The organism is Stenotrophomonas sp. 3diitr2024 (assembly GCF_042136455.1).
Classification (GTDB): Bacteria; Pseudomonadota; Gammaproteobacteria; order Xanthomonadales; family Xanthomonadaceae; genus Stenotrophomonas; species Stenotrophomonas sepilia.
Window position 1 is genome coordinate 1 of the sequence record NZ_JBHHMJ010000037.1, and the last position, 4,288, is coordinate 4,288.

Below are 4,288 nucleotides of genomic sequence, written 5' to 3' on the forward strand. Positions count from 1 at the left end.
GTGCCGGCCGCTGGCCGGCACCCCACAGGCATCAGTAGCGGTAGTGGTCCGGCTTGAACGGGCCTTCCACCGGCACGCCGATGTAGTCGGCCTGTTCCTGGCTCAGGGTGGTCAGCTTCACGCCGATCTTCTCAAGGTGCAGGCGGGCCACTTCTTCGTCCAGCTTCTTCGGCAGCAGGTAGACCTTCTTCTCGTAGCTGTCCTTGTTCGCCCACAGGTCGATCTGTGCCAGGGTCTGGTTGGCGAAGCTGTTGGACATCACGAAGCTCGGGTGGCCGGTGGCGCAGCCCAGGTTCACCAGGCGGCCTTCGGCCAGCAGGAAGATCGCGTTGCCGTTCGGGAAGATGTACTTGTCCACCTGCGGCTTGATGTTGACGTGCTTGATGCCCGGGTAGGACACCAGTGCGTCGACCTGGATCTCGTTGTCGAAGTGGCCGATGTTGCAGACGATGGCCTGGTCCTTCATCGCGCTCAGGTGCTCGATGCGGATGATGTCGCGGTTGCCGGTGGTGGTGACGTACAGGTCGGCACGGCCCAGGGTCGATTCGATGGTGTTGACTTCATAGCCTTCCATCGCCGCCTGCAGGGCGCAGATCGGGTCGATCTCGGTGACGATCACGCGCGCGCCGTAGGCACGCAGCGAGGCCGCGCAGCCCTTGCCGACGTCGCCGTAGCCGCAGACCACGGCCACCTTGCCGGCCAGCATCACGTCCATCGCGCGCTTCAGGCCGTCGGCCAGCGACTCGCGGCAGCCGTACAGGTTGTCGAACTTGCTCTTGGTGACCGAGTCGTTGACGTTGATCGCCGGGATCAGCAGGGTGCCGGCCTGGGCCAGCTGGTACAGGCGGTGCACGCCGGTGGTGGTCTCTTCGGAGACGCCCTTCCAGTCCTTGACCACGCGGCCCCAGTAACCCGGGCGCTCCTTGGCCACGCGTTTGAGCAGGTTCTTGATGACCTGTTCTTCGTGCGAGGCGGACGCGGTGTTGACCCAGTCGCTGCCGTTTTCCAGCTCGTAGCCCTTGTGGATCAGCAGGGTCACGTCACCGCCGTCGTCGACCACCAGTTCCGGGCCGGTGAGGGTGCCGTCGGCCAGGGTGAAGGTCAGCGCGTCCAGGGTGCAGTCCCAGTACTCTTCCAGGGTCTCGCCCTTCCAGGCGAACACCGGGGTGCCGGTGGCGGCGATGGCGGCAGCCGCGTGGTCCTGGGTCGAGAAGATGTTGCACGAGGCCCAGCGCACATCGGCGCCGATGTCCTTCAGGGTCTCGATCAGCACTGCGGTCTGGATGGTCATGTGCAGCGAGCCGGTCACGCGCACGCCCTTCAGCGGCAGCTCGGCCTGGTACTTGCGGCGGATCGACATCAGGCCCGGCATTTCGTGCTCGGCGATGTCCAGTTCCTTGCGGCCCCAGTCGGCCAGCGTGATATCGCGGATCTTGTAATCACCTTCGGTGGAGAAGGTCTTGGCAACAGCGTTCATTCGTGTGCTCCGGTTGTGGGCGAGCGGATGCTCGCATCTAGCCGGGCGCCGTTGTTACAAAGCCACCTTACCGAGCCTGGCCGGGCCTCGTGGGATCCGGTCGCAGCGCCCCTCGGCAGGGGAGAACCCCCATTATATCGCGGCCCCAGCGTGACATCGGCATGACCCAACCATCGGCAGATGGGGCCACGTGCACGGCCTGTTAAGGTCGGAGTTTTCACGCATCACACAGGTGGAACGATGAGCATGCACGCGCGCCGCACACGGCGCTGGACCGGTCTGGTCCTGTCGATGGGGCTGCTGGCGGTGGCCCCGCTGGCCTGGGCGGCCGCCTCGCAGCCAGCTCCGGCGCAGGCGCAGGGCGTCAATGGCTACGAACTGCCATCGGCCGCACTGCAGGCAGTGGTCGACGCCCCGCGCGCGCCGTCGCTGTTCCTGTCGCCGCGCCGCGACGTGGCCGCGATGATGCAGATGCCGTCGCTGCCGTCGATCCAGGTGGTGGCGCAGCCGGAACTGAAGCTGGCCGGCCTGCGCATCAACCCGCGCACGTTCTCCGACAGCCGCTTCAGCTTCGGTGAGAAGCTGTGGCTGATGAACGTGGCCGATGGCAAGGAGCGGCAGATCAGTGGCCTGCCGGCCACGCTGTCGATCGCCAGTGTGATGTGGTCGCCGGACCAGAAGTGGCTGGCCTTCAACCAGGTCGACGCCGCCAGCGGCGCCAATGAACTGTGGCTGGTGGATGTGGCCGGTGGCAGCGCCCGCCGCCTGGTTGCCGGCTTGAACACGGTGATCGGCAGCGGCTACCAGTGGCTGCCGGACAGCCGCGGGCTGGTGGTGTTCACCCGCCCGGCCAACCTGGGGCCGGCCCCGGCCGCCGACGGCGTCCCGACCGGCCCTGCCGTGCAGCAGACCAGCCAGGGTGGCGGCGTGGTGTCGATCCGTACCTACCAGGACCTGCTGAAGAACGAAGCCGACGCCCGCCAGTTCGATTACTACGCGACTACCCAGCCGATGGAAGTCGGCCTGGATGGCAGTACCCGCGCGATCGGTGCGGCCGGCATCTTCATGGGCTTCTCGGTGTCGCCTGACGGCCGCTTCGTGCTGCGCCAGCCGGTGCAGCGTCCGTACTCCTACGTGGTGCCGGTAAGCAGTTTTCCGCGCCGCATTGAAGTGATCGAGCGTGCCACCGGCAAGCTGGTGCATACCGTGGCGGTGCGCCCGCTGGTGGAAGGCCTGCCGACCGGCAACGATGCCGAAGTGACCGGCGTGCGCGACATCAGCTGGCGCGGTGATGCCGATGCCACCCTGGTCTGGGCCGAAGCGCAGGACGGTGGTGATCCGAACCGGGAAGCCAAGGTGCGCGATGCGGTGCTGATGCAGGCTGCGCCGTTCGACAAGCCGCCGGTGACCCTGGCCCAGCTTGGCAGCCGCCTGAGCGGCATCAACTGGGGCCGTGGCGACCTGGCCCTGCTGACCGAGTCGTGGTGGAAGACCCGCAGGACCAGGACCTGGCTGATCGCCCCGGACAACGCCGGTGCCGAGCCGCGCCTGCTGTGGGATCGTGACGCGCAGGACCGTTATGCCGATCCGGGGCGGCCGCTGCTGGCCAGCGATGAACGTGGTCGCTCGCTGCTGCAGACCAGCCCGGAAGGCAGCAGCCTGTACCTGGCCGGTGCCGGCGCTTCGCCGGAAGGCGACCGCCCGTTCGTGGACCGCTTCGACATCGCCACGGGCAAGGCGACGCGCCTGTTCCATTCGCAGGCGCCGAGCTATTCGCTGCCGGTGGCATTGCTGGACAACCAGGGCAATTCGCTGCTGTTGAGCCGCGAGAGCCCGGACGAACCGGCCAACTTCTACGTGCAGTCGCTGGCCGATGCCGGTGCCGCACCGCGCGCGCTGACCCGTTTCGCCCATCCGCTGCCGCAGCTGAAGGGCGTGCAGAAGGAGCAGATCCGTTACCAGCGCAAGGATGGCGTCGACCTGACCGCGACACTGCTGCTGCCGCCGGGCTACGATCCCAAGCGCGACGGCCCGCGCCCGCTGCTGATGTGGGCCTACCCGGGCGAGTTCAAGAGCGCGGCCGCGGCCAGCCAGGTGACCGATTCGCCGTACCGCTTCAACGCGGTCAGCTACTGGGGCCCGCAGGCGTTCCTGGCCAAGGGGTACGTAGTGCTGGCCAGCCCGTCGATGCCGATCATCGGCGAGGGTGACAAGGAGCCGAACGACACCTACATCGAACAGCTGGTGGCCAATGCGCAGGCGGCGGTGGATGAAGTGGTGCGCCGAGGCGTGACCGATCGCGATCACATCGCCATCGGTGGCCACTCCTATGGTGCGTTCATGACGGCCAACCTGCTGGCACACACCCGCCTGTTCAAGGCCGGCATCGCGCGCAGCGGTGCCTACAACCGCACGCTTACTCCGTTCGGTTTCCAGGCCGAGGAGCGCAACTACTGGCAGGCGCAGGACGTCTACCAGAAGATGGCGCCGTTCAATTACGCCGACAGGATCAAGGATCCGATCCTGTTCATCCACGGCGTGGACGACAACAACTCCGGCACGTTCCCGATCCAGAGCGAGCGCATGTTCGCCGCGGTGAAGGGCCTGGGTGGCACCGCGCGGCTGGTGATGCTGCCCAACGAATCGCATGCCTACCGGGCACGCGAATCGATCATGACCATGCTGGCCGAAAGCGAGCGCTGGCTGGAGCAGACCATCGGCCCGGCCGAGCAGGGCAAGGCGAAGAAGAAGCGCTGATACCTGCATGAGGGCGGCCGCTGCAACAGCGGCCGCCTGTGCGGCTGCGCCGCC

The 4,288-nt window shown here is 67.0% G+C and carries 2 protein-coding genes and 1 riboswitch; of the genes, one reads left to right on the plus strand and one right to left on the minus strand.

What is annotated here, in order from left to right; genetic code table 11:
- Positions 1 to 31: 31 nt before the first annotated feature.
- The gene (ahcY, locus tag ABGA94_RS00705; protein WP_033834449.1) at positions 32 to 1,477 is read right to left on the minus strand and encodes an adenosylhomocysteinase; all 1,446 of its coding nucleotides are present in this window, start codon (positions 1,475 to 1,477) and stop codon (positions 32 to 34) included.
- Between the two features lie 36 nt (positions 1,478 to 1,513).
- Positions 1,514 to 1,597, minus strand: a riboswitch (S-adenosyl-L-homocysteine riboswitch).
- A 120-nt stretch (positions 1,598 to 1,717) separates the two neighbouring features.
- Here ahcY and ABGA94_RS00710 point away from each other — a divergent pair.
- Entirely contained in the window at positions 1,718 to 4,234 is a 2,517-nt protein-coding gene (locus ABGA94_RS00710) for a prolyl oligopeptidase family serine peptidase (RefSeq protein WP_032953936.1), read from the plus strand.
- Positions 4,235 to 4,288: the final 54 nt, after the last annotated feature.